This window comes from Bacillus pretiosus (genome assembly GCF_051294775.1).
Taxonomy (GTDB): Bacteria; Bacillota; Bacilli; order Bacillales; family Bacillaceae_G; genus Bacillus_A; species Bacillus_A wiedmannii.
In genome coordinates this window covers 389,150-410,805 of the sequence record NZ_JBPPHF010000002.1, presented here as the reverse complement: position 1 = coordinate 410,805, position 21,656 = coordinate 389,150, and the positions used below count along the sequence as shown (strand labels likewise).

The 21,656-nt window shown below is 37.4% G+C and carries 20 protein-coding genes and 1 other annotated feature; all 20 genes read right to left on the bottom strand.

The features are described from left to right. Window positions 1–42: 42 nt before the first annotated feature. On the bottom strand, window positions 43–903 hold the full coding sequence (gene spoIVFB / locus ACSG5Z_RS10315; RefSeq protein ID WP_435711423.1) for a stage IV sporulation intramembrane metalloprotease SpoIVFB: 861 nt from the start codon (window positions 901–903) through the stop codon (window positions 43–45). Then, complete coding sequence (spoIVFA, locus tag ACSG5Z_RS10310; RefSeq protein WP_435711422.1) at window positions 896–1,642, bottom strand: stage IV sporulation protein SpoIVFA; 747 nt, start codon at window positions 1,640–1,642, stop codon at window positions 896–898. Before spoIVFA ends, spoIVFB begins: the two co-directional genes overlap by 8 nt. A gap of 133 nt (window positions 1,643–1,775) precedes the next feature. Further along, on the bottom strand, window positions 1,776–2,573 hold the full coding sequence (gene minD / locus ACSG5Z_RS10305; protein WP_000503312.1) for a septum site-determining protein MinD: 798 nt from the start codon (window positions 2,571–2,573) through the stop codon (window positions 1,776–1,778). 2 nt (window positions 2,574–2,575) lie between these two features. Continuing rightward, entirely contained in the window at window positions 2,576–3,262 is a 687-nt protein-coding gene (minC, locus tag ACSG5Z_RS10300; protein ID WP_097907313.1) for a septum site-determining protein MinC, read from the bottom strand. A 35-nt stretch (window positions 3,263–3,297) separates the two neighbouring features. Beyond that, window positions 3,298–3,843, bottom strand: a complete 546-nt coding sequence (gene mreD, locus ACSG5Z_RS10295) for a rod shape-determining protein MreD (protein WP_435711421.1) — start codon at window positions 3,841–3,843, stop codon at window positions 3,298–3,300. Between the two features lie 14 nt (window positions 3,844–3,857). Further along, window positions 3,858–4,709 (bottom strand): rod shape-determining protein MreC, encoded by an 852-nt coding sequence (gene mreC, locus ACSG5Z_RS10290; protein WP_435711420.1) that lies wholly within the window; start codon window positions 4,707–4,709, stop codon window positions 3,858–3,860. A gap of 41 nt (window positions 4,710–4,750) precedes the next feature. Further along, complete coding sequence (gene mreB / locus ACSG5Z_RS10285) at window positions 4,751–5,770, bottom strand: cell shape-determining protein MreB (protein ID WP_000466737.1); 1,020 nt, start codon at window positions 5,768–5,770, stop codon at window positions 4,751–4,753. Between the two features lie 157 nt (window positions 5,771–5,927). Beyond that, window positions 5,928–6,605 (bottom strand): DNA repair protein RadC, encoded by a 678-nt coding sequence (gene radC / locus ACSG5Z_RS10280; RefSeq protein WP_016135385.1) that lies wholly within the window; start codon window positions 6,603–6,605, stop codon window positions 5,928–5,930. A 47-nt stretch (window positions 6,606–6,652) separates the two neighbouring features. Further along, the gene (locus ACSG5Z_RS10275) at window positions 6,653–7,228 is read right to left on the bottom strand and encodes a Maf family protein (protein WP_435711419.1); all 576 of its coding nucleotides are present in this window, start codon (window positions 7,226–7,228) and stop codon (window positions 6,653–6,655) included. A 221-nt stretch (window positions 7,229–7,449) separates the two neighbouring features. After that, window positions 7,450–8,433 carry a stage II sporulation protein B gene (locus ACSG5Z_RS10270; RefSeq protein ID WP_435711418.1) on the bottom strand — a complete coding sequence of 328 codons (984 nt, stop codon included), beginning with the start codon at window positions 8,431–8,433 and terminating at the stop codon, window positions 7,450–7,452. Between the two features lie 165 nt (window positions 8,434–8,598). Next, a complete protein-coding gene (locus ACSG5Z_RS10265) occupies window positions 8,599–9,900 on the bottom strand; it encodes a bifunctional folylpolyglutamate synthase/dihydrofolate synthase (protein WP_435711417.1) in 1,302 nt (433 codons plus the stop codon). Between the two features lie 91 nt (window positions 9,901–9,991). Further along, entirely contained in the window at window positions 9,992–12,637 is a 2,646-nt protein-coding gene (locus tag ACSG5Z_RS10260; RefSeq protein ID WP_426707332.1) for a valine--tRNA ligase, read from the bottom strand. 38 nt (window positions 12,638–12,675) lie between these two features. After that, window positions 12,676–12,907: a binding site (T-box leader), on the bottom strand. Between the two features lie 170 nt (window positions 12,908–13,077). After that, window positions 13,078–14,103 carry a spore coat protein YsxE gene (gene ysxE / locus ACSG5Z_RS10255; protein ID WP_137011933.1) on the bottom strand — a complete coding sequence of 342 codons (1,026 nt, stop codon included), beginning with the start codon at window positions 14,101–14,103 and terminating at the stop codon, window positions 13,078–13,080. Between the two features lie 65 nt (window positions 14,104–14,168). After that, the gene (gene spoVID / locus ACSG5Z_RS10250; RefSeq protein WP_137011935.1) at window positions 14,169–15,146 is read right to left on the bottom strand and encodes a stage VI sporulation protein D; all 978 of its coding nucleotides are present in this window, start codon (window positions 15,144–15,146) and stop codon (window positions 14,169–14,171) included. A gap of 109 nt (window positions 15,147–15,255) precedes the next feature. After that, complete coding sequence (gene hemL, locus ACSG5Z_RS10245; protein WP_435711771.1) at window positions 15,256–16,545, bottom strand: glutamate-1-semialdehyde 2,1-aminomutase; 1,290 nt, start codon at window positions 16,543–16,545, stop codon at window positions 15,256–15,258. After that, complete coding sequence (gene hemB, locus ACSG5Z_RS10240; RefSeq protein WP_001087078.1) at window positions 16,545–17,534, bottom strand: porphobilinogen synthase; 990 nt, start codon at window positions 17,532–17,534, stop codon at window positions 16,545–16,547. Before hemB ends, hemL begins: the two co-directional genes overlap by 1 nt. 69 nt (window positions 17,535–17,603) lie before the next feature. After that, window positions 17,604–18,356, bottom strand: a complete 753-nt coding sequence (gene hemD / locus ACSG5Z_RS10235) for a uroporphyrinogen-III synthase (protein ID WP_098147619.1) — start codon at window positions 18,354–18,356, stop codon at window positions 17,604–17,606. Window positions 18,357–18,358: 2 nt separating this feature from the next. Further along, window positions 18,359–19,288 (bottom strand): hydroxymethylbilane synthase, encoded by a 930-nt coding sequence (gene hemC, locus ACSG5Z_RS10230; RefSeq protein ID WP_088609691.1) that lies wholly within the window; start codon window positions 19,286–19,288, stop codon window positions 18,359–18,361. A gap of 15 nt (window positions 19,289–19,303) precedes the next feature. Beyond that, window positions 19,304–20,137, bottom strand: a complete 834-nt coding sequence (locus ACSG5Z_RS10225) for a cytochrome c biogenesis protein (RefSeq protein WP_000008998.1) — start codon at window positions 20,135–20,137, stop codon at window positions 19,304–19,306. Between the two features lie 17 nt (window positions 20,138–20,154). Further along, a complete protein-coding gene (hemA, locus tag ACSG5Z_RS10220) occupies window positions 20,155–21,489 on the bottom strand; it encodes a glutamyl-tRNA reductase (protein WP_000547847.1) in 1,335 nt (444 codons plus the stop codon). Window positions 21,490–21,656 lie beyond the last annotated feature (167 nt).

Sequence of the window (21,656 nt, the reverse complement as noted above, 5' to 3'; positions counted from 1 at the left end):
CTTTGCTTTTACAATAATAAAAGGTTAGTGCTATCGTCAACACTAACCGATTAATTCTTCAACAGATGAAGTTGTTCGTTTTTCAGTAAAATACGCATAGAGTAATTCATTTTCATCCAATGTGTAATGTTCTTTATATTTTCCATGGACGATAATAGAGTGCTTATACCCTCTACGAAATTTTGTGAATATCTTATATAAATGATCTTCTGATTGCACTTCAATAGGTGCAATCTTTTCAATTCCTCTTTTGTTCCCATAATAACGTTCCAATAAAAAACGCATAAAGGCATACTGTCTTTGTTTCCACTCTTGATATAACGACACCGCTAAAAATATGAGTAGTACCCACATCATAATATTGTTACTATTCCAAAGTAACTGCCACACTAGTATTACACTAAAAAAAACACATGATAATTTCATCATCTTTTCATGTGCTTGTAAATAAGGAAAACGATATGATAATACGTTAAACAATACTTTTCCACCGTCAAGCGGCCAAATAGGCAGTAAATTAAACGCTAAAATAATTATATTATTCCACATAAAGAAATAATATAAATCCGCATGAAGCCAACCAGCTTTAAACAACATATAGCCTACCGCCATCATCCAAATATGTTGAATAGGTCCTGCAATTACGACGACGAGCTCTTCTTTCAATGATTTATTCCCGTGTTCCTCAAGCTCAGCCACACCACCAAACGGTAAAAGTTCAATCTTTTTAATACGCCAATTATAATGTGCCGCTGCAAAAGCATGCCCAAGTTCATGAATGAGAACGATACAAAATAACAGTAGCAACTCTTTAAAACGAGCCGTAAAAATACCAATAACAATAATAACCCAAAACAACGGATGCACTGAAATCTTCGTTAAAACTTCTCTATATTTAATCAAATGAAATCACCTGAATCGGGTCAATAAATTTTTCATTCTTTTTTATCGCGAAATAAAACTTACCATTTTTATTATTTGCATCATTATTCACCGTCCCAATTTTTTGTTTCTTTGAAACGTAATCATATAATTTCACTTTCATGTCATTTAAATTCGCATACCACGATTCTGTTCCATCTGCATGCTGAATTTGAACCGTATTACCAAGTTCCTCTTTCTTACCAGCAAAAACAACTAGCCCTTCATTCACTGACTCAACAGTTGCATTTGTAGCTGTTTGGACAAATACACCTTGGCCATTTTTTTGAAACCCTTGCATTACCTTTCCTGAAGCAGGAATTGCATAATCTTTTTGCTGAATCGTTCCTTCTTTTTTCACATTAGGCGAATAAAATACAAGAGGTTTTCCAAACTGCTTTTCGTACCATTTCGCTACAGTAGCAAACTGAAATTCTTCTTTCATCACTTTTTCTGTAACTGCTTTCGCACCGTCAAAAGAAGAGGGTGCATTCTTATATAAAATAGCGACAGAAAGAACTAATATTGCTGATAACAAAACTTTGAAGAAAAATACTTCTTTTCGAAATAAAGGATGAATTTCCTTTTCTCCATCTTCAATAAATACTGTTTCACTATCAAAATTCCCTCCAGCAAAATACTGCTCTTCCTCCATCCTTTCTTGCTCTGCCTTCCTTTTCGCAATCCGTTTTTTAATTTCTTCTACACGTCTATTCTTCATACTGTCTCCTTTCTTTCGTTAAGCTAATTTACATAGAAACAGTTGTATACAGTTTGTACATATGTATGAGCTAGGAAAGGAAGATATTCGTGTGAAGAAAAAAGAAAGCACTTCGCATATGCGCGAAGTGCCTTTAACGGATTCCAAAGAAGTTTTTCATCTTTGTAAATACCGATACCTTTTCTTGTCCAAATGCTTGCAATGGTACATTCTCACCCAACAAGCGTCTTGCAATATTACGATAAGCTAACGCTGCTTTTCCGCTCGGTTGCAACGCTACAGGTTCACCTGTATTTGTAGCACGAATAACTTCATCATCATCTTCGACAACACCAAGAAGCTCGATTGACAATGTACGTACGATTTCATCAACATCTAACATATCCTGTTCATGAAGCATATGACTACGCACACGGTTAATAACAAGTTTTGGTGGTTCAATATCCTCTTTTTCTAAAAGCCCGATAATACGATCCGCATCGCGCATTGAGGATACTTCTGGCGTCGTAACAACGATTGCTTTATCCGCACCAGCTACCGCGTTTTTAAATCCCTGCTCAATCCCCGCAGGACAATCAATTAATATGTAATCATAATCTTGACGTAATACTTGTATTAATTCATCCATTTGTTCAGGTGTTACCGCTGATTTATCACTCGTTTGTGCTGCAGGTAATAAATAAAGATCATCAAAACGTTTATCTTTAATAAGAGCCTGAGGTAAACGGCAACGCCCTTCAACGACATCAACAAGATCAAATACAATACGATTTTCCAGCCCCATTACTACGTCTAAGTTTCGAAGACCGATATCTGTGTCAATTAAGCACACTTTCTTTCCAGATAACGCTAGGGCTGTACCAATGTTCGCAGACGTTGTAGTTTTACCTACACCGCCTTTTCCAGATGTAATTACTATTGCCTCTCCCACAGCTATACAATTCCCCTTTCTAACTTTGTTAAATTAGGTCTAAGATGAGTGAGAAGTTGCAGTCGATCGACAACAATGTGATTGTTCTCATTAATATACGCACATTCTGCCGCCTCCGCTCCGTCTTCTTTCTCTTCCGGAGCCCGCATTGCCACATCACTAATTCGAAGTTGCATTGGGTTCATAATAGATGCAGCGATTACAGCATCCGAATCCCCATAGTAACCAGCATGCGCAATTCCTCTTAATGATCCCACGACAAAAATATTCCCCCCAGCGATAACCGTTCCGCCTGGATTAACATCTCCAATTAACAATAAATTTCCTTTTACATGTAAAACTTGTCCAGAGCGAACAATTTTGGAAATAGGGACAATTTCTGTTTCTTCTTTCCAAGCTATTGCTTCTGCTTTCGTTATAACATCACTTTCAATTGAATCCACAACAAGATTCTTTTTATTACGAATTAACGTACGAATCTCTTCTTGTTGGACTTCTGTTAAATAACGATTTCCCACTTTCACATGCACTTCAATTAACGAGCGCCCATCACCATCATAGTAATGTGTAGAAAGCTTTTCATCCAATTCCTCCAGTAATTCAGAGAATGAACAGCAATCATCTAAATGAAGCGTTATTCCGTCTTTTGTCCCTTTTATTGTTACATTTTGTTGCTTTTTTTCTTCCACTAAAGTTCACCCCACCGATTCAATTCGACATAAAATTAGAAAATCCTTTTTTCTTTTTCTTCCATCGCTTTTGAAAGACGCACTAAATATCGTCTCAGTGGGAAACAAACTATCAATAAGAAAATTGCATTTAGCAATACAGTAGACAGGAGACGATCTGTGAAAAAGACATACGCTGACATATGAGTACGTCCTAACAAAGTTAAAAATCCATACACATAATACTCTAGTGCTACAATGCTAGCTAGTACAATAGAAGCAACAATAAATAAATTCAATTGTAGTATCTTCATCACACTATAAACTAAATAAGCTAAAATCGGATACGCAAAAATATATATACCGACAAGTTCTGTGTATACGGTATCAAATAAGAACCCAAATAATAGTCCGTAGTAAACCCCTTGGACCGGACTATAGTACACAGTAACAAAACATAATACAATTATAAAGAAATGAGGTGCTGCTATACTGTTTTTCCAAAAAACCTCTGTTGGAACAATAGTAGCAAACATATTTTCAAATAGAAAAACAAAAAGGAGCAAAAGAGGAAGAGCTGCTCTTTTTAAAATCTTCATCATCTCTTCTCCCCCTCCTATTCTAATGGCGCTGAAGGCGTTTCACGTTTCGCAACCGTAATATGCTCTACGTCATTCAAATCAGCGGCAGGTTTTACATAAGCTGTTTTTGTTAAGCCGTATGGATCCGGCTGAACATCAACGATTGTTCCAATTACAAGACCTTTCGGGAAAATATCACCAAGTCCAGATGTTACAACGAGCTGATTTTTATCTACCTTGGCATCAGAGCCAATCTTTGTGAAAAGAAGTAAGTGCTTTTCTTTGTCATAACCTTCAATCAATCCAAAGATTTTCTCATCACCTTGTACAATAGCAGAAACACGATTTGTTCGGCTCATAGAGCTTAGCAATTCTACTGATGATGTAAACTGAGATACGCTTTTCACTCGTCCAACTAAACCTTGTGAAGTTACTACAGCCATATCCTTTTTAATTCCTTGCTGTGCCCCTCTATCAATTCCAATTAAATCGTACCATTTATCTGGATTACGAGAAACGACAGTCGCTGGAATTTCAGTATAACCGCTATTCAACTCTTTTTTCCCCGTTAACTCTTGTAACTTCTTTTTATCATCTTCTAATTGTTTTACTTGACTTGATAACTTTCCGTAATTATCTAATTTTGCTTTTAATTCTTTATTCTCTTCATACGTGCGCTTTACATCCTCTACATTTTCGAAGAATCCAGCTACGTATTTCGCTGGCTTTTGGAATACACGTTCTACAACACCGACAGTGTCTTTAACAAACTGCTCTGGCCATGTTAAACTGTTCCGTTCTTTCAATGAGATTCCAATCAATGCCACGAGAAGAATAATACTAACTAACAAAACAATTAATCTTTTGTTTAAGAAAAACTGTGGCACGTTCACACCCTCTTAATTTCATTGATTTTTATTTTGCAATATTATCGAGCAGCAGTTTTAAAAAGATCGATATTGTCTAATGCTTTACCTGTTCCAATTGCTACGCAATCTAATGGATCTTCTGCGACAAGAACTGGCATATTTGTTTCTTCACTAATCACTTTATCTAAGTTACGTAGTAATGCTCCGCCACCTGTTAATACGATACCACGGTCCATGATGTCTGCCGCTAATTCAGGTGGAGTTTTCTCTAACGTATTTTTAACAGATTCTACAATTGCATCTACTGTATCTTTTAATGCATCTGCAATTTCTTCTGGTTGAATTAGTACTGTTTTTGGTAAACCACTTACTAAATCACGACCACGAATTTCCATAGGCTCAATACCTTCTGGCTCGCCTGCAGAACCGATTTCTAATTTCAATGCTTCAGCTGTTCTTTCACCAATCATTAAGTTGTAGCTTTTCTTAATGTACTGAATGATTGAATCGTCCATATCATCACCAGCAACACGAACTGATTGACTTGTTACAATACCACCTAAAGAAATAATTGCAACTTCTGTTGTACCGCCACCGATATCAACAACCATGCTACCAGTTGGTTCCCAAACAGGTAAGTTTGCACCAATTGCTGCTGCAAATGGTTCTTCAATTGGATAAGCGTCACGAGCACCAGCTTGACGAGTCGCGTCAATTACTGCACGTCTTTCGACAGCTGTAATACCAGATGGTACACATACCATTACGTATGGTTTACGTGAGAAAAATCCATTTGATTTTTGAGCTTGTTGAATGTAATATTTCATCATTGTTGCTGTCGTTTCGTAATCAGCAATTACACCGTCTTTCATCGGGCGAAGTGCCACAACGTTTCCTGGTGTACGACCAATCATTTGTTTTGCATCGCTACCTACAGCAACGATTTGTTTCGTATCAGTTTGTAACGCTACTACTGAAGGTTCACGTAAAACTACACCTTTTCCTTTTACATATACAAGCGTGTTCGCAGTTCCTAAATCTATTCCAAGATCGCGAGTAAATCCACCAAATCCAAACATATTATTTATCTTCCTTTCTTGTTTTCACGGACTCATTTTTTCTTAATTTATATTATAAAAACAGTACGTTTTTTATATCTTTATCCTTTTTGTAGATAAATTTCTACAAAAAACTCATAAATCACATTATAAAACAAAATAAGTAAAAAGCATAGTCTTAAATATGACCTTTTTCCTTTAAACTCACGAATTTATGGTCGCCTATTATAATATGGTCAAGCACTTCAATTCCGATAATTCGGCCGCATTCTACTAAGCGTTTTGTTACTTCAATATCTTCTCGGCTCGGCGTGGGGTCTCCTGAGGGATGGTTATGAAGACATATGATAGAGGCTGCTGCACGGCGGAACGCTTCTTTAAATACTTCCCTTGGATGTACAATTGATGTGTTTAAGCTTCCAATGAAAATTGTTTGCCTATGTATAACTTGATTTTTTGTATTTAAATATAAACATACAAAATGCTCCTGCTGCAGGAAGCGCATTTCTTCCATCATATATCTCGCACAATCTTCTGGGCTTCGAATGCTATATCTATTTTGATATTCTAAACGTACCATTCTTCTACCGAGTTCAAAAGCAGCTATAAGCTGGGCTGCCTTTGCAATCCCAACACCATGTATACTGACAAGCTCTTCTAACGTTGCATCTTTCAACATACGTAAACCATCAAAGTGATGTAAAATTTTATCTGATAACTTTAAAACTGTTTCTTCTTTAGAACCTGTTCTAAGTAACACAGCAAGAAGCTCCCGATTCGATAAACTTCCAGCTCCTTCTAACAATAAACGCTCCCGTGGCTGTTCTTCTTTGACAACATCACGAATACCGTTCATTTCTCCACCCCTTTTATTTGTTCTCTCAAAGAAAATCCCATGCAATTTTACGCATGGGTTACATCAATATTAAATTGTTTTAATTCCCGAACAAGACGTGAAATTGGTAACCCGACTACACTATAGTAGTCCCCTTGAATATGTTGAACAAAAATAGATCCTTTACCTTGAATTCCATAACTCCCTGCTTTATCAAGAGGTTCTTTTGATGCAACATATACGTCAATTTCCTCTTCTGGTAATTCCCAAAACGTAACTTCTGTACGCTCGTAAAAAGTGACTGTTTTGTCTTTCGCTATAATTGCAACACCAGTATACACTTCATGTGTTTTCCCTGATAATAATCGCAACATTTCTTTCGCCTCAGCCTCATTAGAAGGCTTTCCAAGAATACGCGACTCATATGTAACAATTGTGTCTGCACCTAACACAATGTGATCACTATTCGTTTCTGCTACCGCAGATGCTTTTTGCAAAGCAAGTGACATAACAATATCAGAAGGTGAGGAATACGCACCAATCTTTTCTTCTACTTCACTTACAATAATTTCAAATGGCACACCAGCTAACTCAAGTAATTCCTTCCTGCGAGGTGACCCTGAAGCTAAAATAATTTTTTTCATATTTTCTCCTTCCTTTCTCACATGAAGCAGAATCATTTACAACAATCGTATCAAAGGAATAGTTTGTCCACAAATGAAAGAAATATTATCTTCTCTATATAAAATAATACCTCTTTACTAACATACAATTATATTTCTGCCATAGAGAAAGCACTTTACTATAAATTCAAAAGAAAAGAAAGAAGTACCTACACTTCTTCCCTCATCATTTCATTATCCTATTATTTCGCCTTTTGTGAAACAATTTTTTCATACGAAAGCATACCATCAATAATAACTTGATTTAGTTTTGCCAAAGATTCCTTATCATCTTTTCCGTCCTTCACTGTTTGCACAGCTACTGACGTATACATATACAATTTCTTCGCTTCTTCTTGCTTCATACTTTTCCCTTCTTTTTCAATCGCTTTCCACTCTTTTTCAATCGCTTTCCACTCTTTTTCAATCGCACCTATATCTTTTGCATTACTTTTTCCACTAGCTTGTACGCTGGAAGCATATTTTGCTAAATGAGTATATAATGGCTGTACTTTTGTTAAAAATGCCCCAACTTCTTTATCATCTTTCAGTAATGCTTTATCTGTTATATCCCAGTCCTTTTTCAATACGGAGACATTATCATTTTTATACTGAGTCATTAATTGGTTTACGCCTTGTTCATCGCTAGCAATACCAACAACTAATGCATACTTATCACCGCTCGGTTTTAAAGCTGCAACGCCTCCATTACTTTTCCACTCTTCAAGAGCAGCCTGTCCCTTTTCTTCAGAAGAATAAATTCCTCCCTGAACAAAAAATAATTTCATTGGATTTAATGACGTTCCTGTCTGCGTTTTTGGTTTTTCCTCTTTTTGTGCTGGTGTTTGTTCTGATGTTCCACTCACCTTTGATTCTTCATTTCGCATCTGCTTCGAAGCCGTTACTTCGCTGCCCCCTGTCGCACCTTGTCCTTTAAGTAACTGTAGCATTCCCATTCCAAACGCCGTACCAATAATAATCGCCGTTGCAACGATTGCAATTAACGTATTGCTCCACTTCTTCCGTTTTTTTTCCGTAGAAGCTAATTTCGCTTTTTGAAACGGAACAACATTTTTTGGCCTTTCACTTTCTACTACCATCCATTCAAATTCATCTTTCTTCTTCTCCTCATACTTCGCTTCTGTTCCATTCACTTTCACTGAGATCGTTCGTGATTGCTTGTCCATACACTCACACCTCACCTCTTATCGTTGTCCGCATCATATCATATTCATTTCACAAAAAAACGAGATATTTGTCAGAGGAATTCGCCAAATAACCCTATATATTTATCTTATATGTATGCATTTGACTTCATTTGTAGAACAAAAAAACTAGATAGCAAAGACTATCTAGTTTTTCTCGCGAATATATTTTCGAACTTCCGAAATGAAATAAAGAGAACCTGTTATGATAAAAACATCATTTTCTCCAATCATTTCAACCTTCGTATCAATTGCCTCTTTCCAACTTTCAAAAACTAGTTTTGACTCTTTCTTTGAATACGATGCAAGCTTGTCAGCAGAAATAGCACGATCAAAGGCGAATGTTGTAAAAATAATTTCATCGGCAATGGTTTCTAATTGATCTACCATATTATGCAATTGTTTATCACCTAAGGCAGTAAATAAAACTATTACATTTTTATCTTTGTAATGTGATTCTACTGTTTTCACAAGACTTTCGATACCTTCTGGGTTATGGGCACCATCTATAATAATATCTGGATTGCTTTGCAGTTTTTCAAATCGACCAATCCAATACGCTTCCTGTAATCCAGTTCTTATTTCTACTTCCTCAATTAAAAATGATAAGTATGTTTTGACATACATGACTGCCATAAGTGCAAGTGCTGCGTTTCCTACTTGGTGAACACCTTTCATTGAGATTCGCACATCTTCAAAAGTGGCGAAAGGACAAGTGAAATCGAACCGTTCTCCATCTTCGCCAGACTGTTTATGTAACGCTGTAAAATGGTTGCCCATCTCGTATAAGTTTGCATGATTTTCCTTTGCAACTTTTTGAATGACTTGCAATGCTTCCTCATCTCGTACACCAGTAATAACCGGAACACCAGACTTAATAATCCCCGCCTTTTCATATGCAATTTCTCTTAGTGTATTCCCTAAAATATGCATATGATCGTGGCCGATATTTGTAATAATCGTGAGAACAGGATGAATAACATTCGTAGAATCAAAGCGCCCTCCAAGCCCTGTTTCAAATAAAACAACATCACAGAAATTAACTTTACCGAAATAACAAATTGCCATAACAGTAATAATTTCAAACTCAGTCGCTTCCCCTAAATCCGTCCCATCTAGTTTTTCAACGACTGGCTTTACCATCTTTACAAGTTCAGTAATCTCTTCATCTGCAATTGGTGTCCCGTTCACACTAATACGTTCGTTAAATGTTTCAATATATGGAGAGGTAAATGTTCCTACCTTATATTTTGCATCTTCTAACATGTAGCGCATATATGTTAACGTTGAACCTTTTCCATTTGTACCAGCAAGATGAACACATTTTATGTGACGCTCTGGATTTCCGAGCTCTTCTAGCATCCATTTCATTCTTTCTAATCCCGGTTTAATACCAAACTTCAATCGGCTATGAATCCACCCTATCGCTTCTTCGTATGTATGTATCACGTATGCTTCCCCTTTCAAAAGACAACCTTCATACTCCTATTATACGCAAAGAAAAGAGACTCACCAATATAGTGAGCCTCTAAAAAATATTTTACTTTTCAAGATCTGCTAGACGTTGGCGAACTGCTTCACGTTTTTCTAGGTAGTCTTGCTCTTTCGCACGCTCTCCGTCAATAACTGCTGCAGGAGCTTTCGCTACGAAACCTTGGTTTGAAAGTTTCTTCTGTACACGTTCTACTTCTTTGTCGAACTTCTCAAATTCTTTCTCAAGACGTGCTCTCTCTTCATCAAGATTGATAAGATCAGCTAACGGTAAGAATAACTCTGCACCTGATACGATTGCAGTCATTGCTTTTTCTGGTGCTTGTAAATCCGTTTGAATTATTAATTCGCTTGGGTTACAGAAACGCTCAATGTAAGAGCTGTTTTTCGTAAGTTGAGCAAGTACAGCCTCATCTTTTGCTTTAATTTGCATTTGAACTTTTTTGCTCATTGGCGTATTAACTTCTGCACGGATGTTACGAACAGAGCGAATGATATCAACTAGAAGGTGCATTTCTGCCGCAGCTTCTGTATCTTGTAAATCTTCACGAACTGTTGGCCATGCTGCTACTGTAATAGATTCGCCTTCATGCGGTAAATGTTGCCAAATCTTCTCTGTTACGAATGGCATGAATGGGTGTAATAGACGCATTGTTTGGTCTAATACGTAAGCTAAAATAGAACGAGTTGTTTTCTTAGCTGCTTCATCTTCACCGTATAGTGGAAGTTTCGCCATTTCAATGTACCAGTCACAGAAATCGTCCCAAATGAAGTTGTATAATGAACGACCAGCTTCACCGAACTCATATTTATCCATGTTACGCGTTACGCTTTCGATTGTTTCGTTTAAGCGAGTTAAAATCCACTTATCCGCAACTGATTTTTCACCAGTTAAATCGATTTCTTCATACTTCATATCATCCATGTTCATTAATACGAAACGTGATGCGTTCCAAATTTTATTAATGAAGTTCCAAGTAGACTCTACTTTTTCCATACTGAAACGTAAATCTTGACCTGGTGCGCTTCCTGTTGATAAGAAATAGCGCATTGCATCTGCACCATACTTCTCAATAACATCCATTGGATCAATACCGTTACCAAGAGATTTACTCATTTTACGTCCTTGCTCGTCACGAACTAAACCGTGAATTAATACATCTTTAAATGGGCGCTCGCCTGTAAACTCTAAACCTTGGAAAATCATACGAGATACCCAGAAGAAGATGATGTCATAACCCGTTACTAATGCATCTGTTGAATAGTAACGTTTGAAGTCTGCTGCATCTTCATTAGGCCAACCAAGTGTTGAGAATGGCCATAACGCTGAACTGAACCATGTATCAAGTACATCGTTATCTTGATTCCAGTTTTCAATATCTGCTGGTGCATCTGTACCTACGTATACTTCACCAGTTTCTTTATGATACCAAGCTGGAATACGGTGTCCCCACCATAATTGACGAGAAATACACCAGTCGTGAATGTTTTCCATCCAGCGTAAGTATGTGTTTTCAAAACGTTCTGGTACGAACGTTACTTTCTCTTCTTCTTTTTGTTGAAGCGCTACTGCCTTCTCAGCAAGTGGAGCCATTTTTACGAACCATTGTGTTGATAAGTAAGGCTCAACAACTGCACCACTACGCTCACTATGACCTACTGAATGCATATGAGGCTCGATTTCTACTAATACGCCCGCTTCTTGTAAGTCCTTCACTAACGCTTTACGGCATTCGAAACGATCCATACCGTTATACTTACCAGCTTTTTCGTTCATTGATCCATCTTCGTTCATTACTAAGATACGTGGTAAGTCATGACGGTTACCTACTTCAAAGTCATTCGGGTCATGAGCTGGTGTAATTTTTACAACGCCTGTTCCGAAATCTTTTTCTACGTACTCATCAGCAATAATCGGAATCTCACGGCCTACGATTGGAAGTGTAACTGTTTTCCCGATTAAATGTTTGTAACGATCATCTTCTGGATGAACTGCTACTGCTGTATCACCAAGCATCGTTTCTGGACGAGTAGTAGCAAGACGAATATGACCAGAACCATCTGTTAACGGATAGTTCATATGGTAGAATGCACCTTGAACTTCTTTATGAATTACTTCAATATCAGAAAGAGCTGTGCGTGTTGCTGGGTCCCAGTTGATAATATATTCACCGCGGTAAATTAAGCCTTTTTCGTATAATTGAACGAACACTTTATTAACCGCATCAGATAAACCTTCGTCTAATGTGAAACGTTCACGAGAATAGTCTAATCCTAAACCAACTTTCCCCCATTGTTGACGAATGTGAGACGCGTATTCCTCTTTCCATTCCCAAGCTTTTTCAAGGAATTTCTCACGGCCAAGATCGTAACGTGAAATACCTTCTTCACGAAGTTTCCCTTCTACTTTCGCTTGTGTTGCGATACCCGCATGGTCCATTCCTGGAAGCCATAATACATCGTAACCTTGCATACGCTTCGTACGAGTTAAAATATCTTGAAGAGTTGTATCCCAAGCATGACCTAAGTGTAACTTACCAGTTACGTTCGGAGGTGGAATTACAATTGTGTATGGTTGTTTCTTCTCATCTCCTGTTGCTTCAAAATATTTGCCTTCTAGCCACCACTGATAAAGGCCTTCTTCAACGGACATATGATCATATTTAGTTGGTAAATTCTTTTCCGTGTTTGACATTATGTTCCCTCCTTAAAATAAAAAATGTCCCTCATCCAAAAAAGGACGAGGGACATCGCGGTACCACCTTTATTTACAAACAAATTCAGAATTTGCTTATACTCTTAATTTGATAACGGACAAATCCGTCTTTTCCTAATGAGAACTATTCCGTTCAGAAAAGATGCTCCAGGGCTACCTTCTAACATAACTATCTAGAGAATCTCTCAGCTAATGATCCTCCTCTCTGAAGACGTTTCTTGTTATACTCTTCCCCTTCAAGGCATTTATATGATTGTTAATTATTATATACAATAGTGTAAAAAACGAAACCTTATTCGTCAAGATAAATTTAAGTCTATGAATTGTCGGGCACACAAAAAAGATAAGTAGCATCCTCTACTTATCTTTTATTCCCGCTATTTGCAGGCAGTCATACCCGTACTAATTAAAGTTTCACTTTATCCGTTCCCCTGCTGGGCAGCTTGTAATTGCGATAGGAAATATTCTATATTACTAACGAGCCAATGTGCTTGTTGCAAGCTCTTTACTCCGAGAAGTTCATTTTCCTCATTACGACTCTCTCTTCTTTTCTTATAAGACTGGATTTGCCGTATAAATTGCGATGGATACGTCATATACGCAAACATAAGTAGTTGCTCTTCTTTCGTAAAAGGGAAATTTTTTTGGTACATTTGATACCATTCAAACCGATCACTTCGCGCAATTGGATACGTGTTTAAAGACCGAGAATAAAAACCTACTATATCTTGCACAGGTGTTGCAAACTTTGATTTTTCTAAACTAATAAAATAACCATTCCGTTCATAATCAAATAAAAAATGATTAAGTGATACGTTGCCATGTACAAAAGTAATACGTGTTTTTTCTTTTTCTTTCATCGCATCGTTCCACTCATTTAATTGCTTCGTTGCAAACTCACGCGCTCTCATTACATGATGATAGTACGTACAATATTGTAATTCAAACGGAGACATATACCACTTCGCTTCCGATTCTACAAGAAACTCTTCTAACATCTCACCGTCATTTTCCCAGCGATCGGATATATTTGTATAATGTTTCTCTAAGTCTTCTTCTGTATACGTTTCTTCTCTTACCGTTTTTTGATGCAACGCTCCGAGAGTCTGAAACATTTTATGGTATTGATCATTATCCTCGCCGTTTCCTTCCGCACGTTCTAACCACGGCATTAAATAATAATTATACGTACCGTCACTTAAAATATAATTTCCATCCGTCGCATGGTATATAGGTACATAATTTGAGAAACCTTTCTCTTTCAAATATTGAATATGGTGCAAAAAGTTATTCCGCTCTAACTTCCTGCCCTCTATTTTCTTGAGCGCATATGGACCTTGATTCGTATAAATTTTCGTTACACTTCCGTGCTCTTCCATATGCTGCGTATCCAATCTATATTGCCTTACAATGGGTTCATAGCGATTTCGTAATTCCATATCCATACGAATAACCCTTTCTATTCAAAACATATCCTTTAGAAAATAAGTGGGTGAAAACACTCACCCACTTATTTCGCTTTTGCTCTTGAAACAGGAATATAAATAATTTGCCCTGCAGTCAAATATATATCTTCTGTTTGATTAACACGGTGTAAGTTTTGTACAGACGTTTCATAACGATCTGCAACAGATTCGATCGTATCTCCTTCTTGCACGAAGTACATTCTTAACTTTGTAAATTCTTCTTCCGGTTCTTTCGTAAATAATTTCGTTAAATAAAGCGCATTTTCATCTCGCTGTGAATACGTTTCTTCTTCTTGCTCTTCTTGCTTTTTCGCTTTCTCTTTCTTGAAATCTTTTCGTCCGAACAATTCAAATTGCGGCGTTGTTTCTTTCTCTTCTTCACGCTCTCCAAATTCATGTTCTTCTATTTCCTCTTCCTCTACTTCCTGCTCTTTTCTTTCTTCTAGTTGGAACGGTTCAAATGCGTAATCTTCCCACTCATCTGATTCTTTATAAGCTGGCTCTTCAACTTGCGGCGTCGGTCTAGTTTCATACTCTTGCGCTGAATCATCCTCTAACTCAGCATACGCCATTTCTTCCTCTTCATCCTCGATTCTTTCTTCATCACATAAACCTGTAATAGATATATCTGCTAATAATTGTAAACAACCGTTTTCCTTTAATTCATAATCAAATTCCTCAATAGATACATATAGTTCTTCAATTACTTTCACACGATTTCTCGGAATTGATATTTCAAGCGGAAAGGAATGAACAAGTTCATTAACCCCATCTTCTCTTGTTTCTACATAATCAATTGACTTTGCTGGTGATAGATCTCTTAATGAATAAGCCGAATCATCTTGCCGCGCAACATACTCTCCCGTCAAATCTAATTGCCCTCTCACGATAACTTCATGATCAAGCTCTTCTATCTCAACGTCTGGATCTAACGAAATTGACAAAAGTTCTTCGACTTCCTGTCCTTTTTGGAACCAAACAGATTCTTTTAATGAAAAACGTAATGAATGATCTGTTGTCACTTCTTTTCCCCCTCCCAAACTATATGTCATTACAGATTTATGTACGGAAAGCTGACTTTATGAATAAAAAAATCGCTCCCCCTTATGGAGAGCGATTTTCTTTATTCAATTAAGCTTTTAATTTTGACATTGCAATTTCAGCCGCTGCAATCGTCGCCTCAATATCTGCATCACTATGTGCTGTCGATAAGAATAAGCCTTCGAATTGAGATGGTGGCAAGAATACACCTTGCTCTACCATTTCACGATAGTAAGCTGCAAAGAATTGTAAGTTTGAAGATTTTGCTGCATCGTAATTAATAACTTGTTCATCTGTAAAGAAGATACCGATCATAGAACCCGCACGGTTAATATGATGCGGAATGCCATGTTTTTCAGCCGCTTTACGCAAGCCAGCTTCTAACATTTCAGCTTTACGCTCGAATTCCACATATGATTCTGGCGTTAACTGTACTAACGTTTCATAACCTGCTGCCATTGCAAGTGGGTTACCTGATAAAGTACCTGCTTGGTAAATCGGTCCGCTCGGTGCAACTTGGCGCATGATTTCTGCTTTACCACCGTATGCTCCTACTGGTAATCCACCGCCGATTACTTTACCTAAACAAGTTAAATCAGGTGTTACACCGTAATAACCTTGTCCGCAATTATAAGCAACTCGGAATCCTGTCATTACTTCATCAAAAATAAGCAATGCACCATTTTGCTCTGTTACTTCACGAAGACCTTCTAAAAATCCTTGTTGCGGAGGAACAACACCCATATTTCCTGCTACTGGTTCTACAATGACACAAGCAATATCATCACCGAATTGCTCAAAAGCGTATTTCACACTTTCTAAATCGTTATACGCTACTGTAATCGTATTTTTCGCTACACCTTCTGGTACACCAGGGCTATCTGGTAAACCTAGCGTTGCCACACCAGAACCCGCTTTAATTAATAACGAGTCACCATGGCCGTGGTAACAACCGATAAATTTCAAAATTTTGTTACGGCCTGTATAACCACGAGCTAAACGTAGCGCACTCATTGTCGCTTCTGTTCCAGAGTTAACCATACGTACAATCTCAATTGATGGTACGCGCTCAATAACAAGTTTCGCTAATTTATTTTCAATTTCCGTTGGGGCACCGAAGCTTGTACCTCTTTCAGCAACAGCTTTTAAAGCTTCCACAACACGATCATTTGCATGACCATGAATTAAAGGCCCCCATGATAATACGTAATCGATGTATTCATTTCCATCGATATCATACACTTTAGAGCCTTTTCCACGCTCCATAAACAACGGATTCATACCGACAGACTTAAAGGCACGAACTGGGCTATTTACACCACCAGGCATTAAATCTTGCGCCTCTTCAAACGCCGCAATCGACTTATCAAACTTTTTCATCATTTAGCGCCTCCTTCTTGTAACCATCTTGCTGCATCTTTTGCATGATACGTAATAATTAAATCTGCTCCTGCACGTTTCATACTAATTAATTTTTCAAGTACAACTTCTTTTTCATTAATCCAACCATTTTGTGCTGCCGCTTTAATCATTGAATACTCACCACTTACGTTATAAGCAACGACCGGTAAATTAAAGTTATTTTTCACATCACGAACGATATCTAAGTAAGAAAGAGCTGGCTTTACAATTAAGAAATCTGCCCCTTCCATTACATCTGATTCTGCTTCACGGAATGCTTCCATACGGTTCGCTGGGTCCATTTGATATGTTTTGCGATCACCAAATTGCGGTGCACCATGCGCTGCATCACGGAATGGTCCGTAAAATGCTGATGAATATTTCACAGCGTACGACATAACCGGTACATGTCCAAAACCATTTTCATCTAATGCATGGCGAATTGCTGTTACAAATCCGTCCATCATGTTTGATGGCGCAATAATGTCCGCTCCTGCTTTCGCTTGGCTTACAGCTGTTTTTGCCAGAACTGCAAGAGACTCGTCATTTAAAATAATACCATCTTCAATTACGCCGCAATGACCATGGCTTGTGAATTGACATAAACATGTATCTGCAACTACTACTAAATCAGGGAATTCGCCTTTAATTTGCTGAATTGCACGTTGCACAATTCCATGATCACAATATGCTGATGATCCAACTTCATCTTTTTCAGCAGGTAAACCGAATACAATAACAGAACGAATACCTAAATCAACAACTTCTTGCATTTCAGCTTGCAATAAATCTAAAGACATTTGATATACGCCTGGCATAGAAGGCACTTCATTACGAACATTTTCTCCTTCTAATACAAAAATAGGGTAAATAAAATCTTCCGTATGTAAAAACGTTTCACGCACAAGCGCACGCATATTACCACTTTGTCTTAAGCGACGATGACGATTAAATTGTAAAGAGTTCATAGATTTCTATCCCCATTCTTTTATTTTATCCCACTATTCGCGGGCAGTAAGACCCCACTAATTAAAGTTTCACTTTATAGATTCACAAATACATTGTAGTAATGCTTCTACAGTGTACTCTTTCGGCATAATAATATGCGGAAAATAAAGGCTTGCCTCTTTTTTCGTAATAGGCCCTATACAAGCAATTGTACATTTTTTTGTCCATTCTCTCCAGTTTGCACCCTCAAGTAAATGAACAAAACTAGTAACAGTTGAAGGGCTCGTAAATGTAATAATGTCTACTTTCCCTACTTCTAATGCTTCTATTAGCTCTCTCTTTTTCTCTACATTTTCTTTCGTACCATATACGACGAGCTCATCTAGAGAAACACCGATTTCGCGAAGTGCAACTGGAATTACATCTCTTGCTAAATTCCCTTTCGGAAATAAAATGCATTCATTTCCACTTAGTTTTTTTACAAACTCTTCTGCAAATACTTCTGCCACAAATGAAGTTGGAACAAAGTCCACTTCATAGCCTCGCTTTTCTAACTCTAACTTTGTTTTCACGCCTACTGCAGCAATTTTCATCGTTACAGGTAGCTTCTTTCTCAAACGATCTAGAAAAAAAGCTACCCCATTTTTACTCGTAAAAATAACCCAGTCATATGAATGCAGCTTCCCTACTATATGTTGAATTTGCCTATGAGACATACCTTCCATACGCAAAAGCGGAATTTCCAATGGAATTCCGCTCTTTGCTTTCACCGCTACACTCATTTGTTTTGCTTGATGCTGGGCACGTGTAACCAATACCGTTTTGCCAGCGAGAGCGTTCATATTTATTGTTGCCCCTTATTTGCAGCAAGAATGAGTTCTTTGGCGCCTTGTTTAATTAAACGGTCCGCAGCCTCTAATCCTACTTCCTCTGGATTAGTTCCTACTACTATCTCTTTCAATAAAATAGAACCGTCCATAGAACCGACAAGAGCTGTTAATTCGATTGCATCATTTTCTGTAAGAGTTGCATATCCAGCGATCGGAACTTGGCAGCCACCTTCAAGTTTATGAAGAAATACTCGTTCTGCCGCCACTGTTCTTTCTGTTACTGCATCATTCATATGCGCTAACAACTGTAGTAAATCCTTATCATCCTCACGGCATTCAATCGCTAATGCACCTTGTCCTACAGCAGGTACACATAACGTCTCATCTAAATGTTCTGTAATAACTTCATTATCCCAGCCCATTCTTTGTAATCCAGCTGTTGCTAAAATGATTGCATCGTAATCCTCTTCTTGTAATTTACGTAAACGTGTATCGATATTTCCTCGAATCCACTTCACTTGTAAATCTGGTCTCGCAGCTAATAATTGTGCACTGCGTCTTAAACTACTCGTACCTAAAATAGCGCCTTCTGCTAACTCTTTAAACGCTGCTCCGCTTTTTGAGATAAAAGCATCACGAGGGTCAACACGCTTCGGTGTACAACCAATCATTAATCCTTCTGGAAGTACGGCCGGCATATCTTTCATACTATGTACAGCCATATCAATTTCTTTCGTAAGTAACGCATGTTCAATCTCTTTAACAAACAAGCCTTTTCCGCCTACTTTTGAAAGAGTAACATCTAAAATAACATCACCTTTTGTGACGATTTCTTTCACTTCAAATTCATATGGTAGACCTAGTGCTTTTAACTGATCAATAAACCAGTTTGTTTGCGTTAATGCTAATTTACTCTTTCGTGACCCTACAATAATTTTGCGCATAATTCTCTCTCCTCATTATAAATACCAAAAGTGGAAGTTGGATAAACTGCTTAATAGAAAAATATTGATTAGCATTACGAGAAATGCTCCGATGTTCCACTGCACGATTTTCTTCCCTTGCAACACATCTGCCACTCGTAAATATAGGCCAGCACAATATACAAATAGAACGACAAAAGACCCAATCACTTTCGTATCATACCAATGGAAATTGTCCAATTTCGTATATCCCCATATGCATCCTAATAAAATAGCTAATAAGAAAAATGGAACAGAAAATAAATTTAATCCGTAAGACATCGATTCTAGCTTCGGTAAATTCCCTAACCTTCTTAATCTCGCATTCCATTTTTTCTTTTTTAATAGGCGATATTGCAATAAATACATAATAGAAAAAATGAACGATACAGTGAAAGTTGCATAAGAAATAATAGCCATACCGACATGTACATATACAAGTTCTGAAACTAATTGCTCTGCCAGTACCGGCGACATCTTTCCGAGCGGTGTAAAAATAGAAAAAGCGCTTACGCCAAATGCGACAACATTTGTAAAAAAGACTAGAAAGTCAATTCTCATAAATCGATTAATGACTAACGACATCGTAATCAATAGCCAAACATAAAAATAAATCCCTGATAATAAAGTTAATATAGGGTTCGTTTCTGAATCTGTAGCCCTAAGTAACATAAAGATAGACTGCAGAACCCATACAATCGAAAGTAACCAAAAAGCAAATCGGTTCGCCTTTCGGTTACTTTGGAAATAATCTATAAAATATAAACTAATGCTACAAGCATATAAAATAATTGCAATATGATAAATAATACTGTTATTTAAAAAACTCATCCGATCATCCTTCCAAATTATAAAGATGGAACGGATGGTGTCCACGCTCTTTTATGTTCTACTTCTTCCGCACAACTCTCTACATCTTCCATTTCTAAGTCGAAAATCTTTGCAAATAACGCTAATTTTTCGTCTGCTCCCTCTTCAGCAGCAATTTCTTTCGCTACTAAAATTGGGTCTTTTAATAATTGATTAATAATACTTTTCGTATGCTTACTAATTACTTTTCTCTCACGATCACTAAGATTCGGTATTTTTCGTTCCAAGCTTTCCATCGTTTCACTTTGGATAGCAAGTGCCTTATCACGAAGAGCTGCTATTAACGGAACAACACCAAGTGTACTTAACCACGTTTTAAATAAAACAATTTCCTCTTCAATCATAAATTGAATTTTCTCTGCTTCTTTCAAACGCTCAGCACGATTTGCTTCCACTACTCCTTGCAAATCATCAATGTCATATAAGAAAGAACCTTCTAGTTCATCAATCGCTGGATCAATATCACGTGGCACTGCAATATCCACCATAAATAACGGACGACCAGAGCGCATTTTCTCTACCTTTGTCATCATCTCTTTCGTAATGACATATTCAGATGCACCAGTTGAACTAATTAAAATATCTGCTTCTAATAATGCACATTGCAATTCACTTAAAGGCTTTGCATGTCCCATATATTTCTCAGCCATTACTTCCGCTTTCGTAAACGTCCTATTCATGACGGTTACTTTTCGAGCACCGCTTCCATATAAGTTTTGCAGTGCCAGCTCACCCATCTTACCAGCACCAAGAATAAGCACATGACAATCTGTTAACTCACCAAATATTTTCTTTCCGAGCTCAACAGCAGCATAGCTAACAGACATCGCACTTTCACCAATCGTCGTTTCTGAGTGCGCACGTTTCGCTAACGTAACCACCTGCTTAAACAACTCATTAAAAATTGTGCCTGTCGCTTTTACTTGTTGCGCTTCTAAAAAGCTATCTTTTATTTGGCCTAAAATCTGTGTTTCTCCAACTACCATAGAATCTAAACCGCACGTCACGCGGAATAAATGATCTATTGCACCGTCTTGTTCAAAAATAGTTAAATATGGTGCGACTTCTTCTATTTCAAGCTGAAACCAATCAGCTAAAAACTTCTTAATATAATACCGTCCCGTGTGTAATTGATCGACAACAGCGTAAATCTCAGTGCGATTACAAGTTGATACAATGACATTCTCTAACACGCTCTTTTGATTTTGTAATGTAGTCATTGCTTGCTCTAGCTCTGCTGCCTGAAATGTGAGTTTCTCACGAAATTCTACAGGGGCTGTTCGATAATTTACACTAACAACAAGAATATGCACGCAGCATGTCCCCCTTCACCCGTTTTATCACTTTATCTACTATCATAATACAACTTTCCTCTTATGAATCTGACAATCGTGTGAACAACCGATTATTTTTTATTTATTCTCCGTATGTAATAAAGGAGATTCAGTAAAACTAATAAAGACTTTCTACTTTATAATGA